Annotated in this window: 2 protein-coding genes; one reads left to right on the top strand and one right to left on the bottom strand. The window is 68.4% G+C overall.

Features of this window, described 5'->3' with window-relative positions:
- Window positions 1–29: 29 nt before the first annotated feature.
- Window positions 30–221: a hypothetical protein gene (locus tag DMH08_RS39720; RefSeq protein WP_125621445.1), complete on the top strand. Its 192-nt coding sequence runs from the start codon at window positions 30–32 to the stop codon at window positions 219–221.
- Between the two features lie 121 nt (window positions 222–342).
- Here the strand turns inward: DMH08_RS39720 and DMH08_RS39725 are convergent.
- Window positions 343–683 (bottom strand): peptide chain release factor-like protein (locus tag DMH08_RS39725; protein ID WP_325052996.1); only part of this gene is annotated, 341 nt, incomplete at its 5' end.

A 683-nucleotide genomic window follows, 5' to 3' on the forward strand; every position in this document is an offset into this window, starting at 1 on the left:
GAAGACCGAGGGGACGAGAGGAGGAGCGCATGACATATGACCGGCTCGTGTGCGCGAACTGCGCCGCACCCGTCAGCCAGGGCCGCTGCCCGGTGTGCCGGGCGAACCGGGAGCGCCTCCAGCAGGAGGGCCCCTTCTCCGGCCTGAACCCCGTGACACTCCTCGCGCTCATGGTGGTCCTCGTGACAGCTCTGGTACTGGTGGCCCAGCACACCGCCTAGACCGCCACCGCCCCGGCCGTGGTGCCCGTGGCTCCGTGCCACGTACCGATCACATACGCGTCACACACGCGAGAAGGGCCCGGACACCAGGTGTCCGGGCCCTTCCACGCGTGTCGCGCCGTTACGCGGTCTGCTCCTGCTGCTTGCGCCAGCGGATTCCGGCCTCCAGGAAGCCGTCGATCTCGCCGTCGAGCACCGCCTGCGGGTTGCCGACCTCGAACTCCGTCCGCAGGTCCTTGACCATCTGGTACGGGTGCAGGACGTAGGAGCGCATCTGGTTGCCCCAGGAGCTGCCGCCGTCCTTGAGGGCGTCCATCTTGTCCTTCTCCTCCTGGCGGCGCCGCTCGAGCAGCTTGGCCTGGAGGACGTTCATCGCGCTGGCCTTGTTCTGGATCTGCGAGCGCTCGTTCTGGCAGGAGACGACGATGCCGGTCGGGATGTGCGTGATGCGCACCGCCGAGT

This window comes from Actinomadura sp. WAC 06369 (genome assembly GCF_003947565.1).
Taxonomy (GTDB): Bacteria; Actinomycetota; Actinomycetes; order Streptosporangiales; family Streptosporangiaceae; genus Spirillospora; species Spirillospora rifamycini.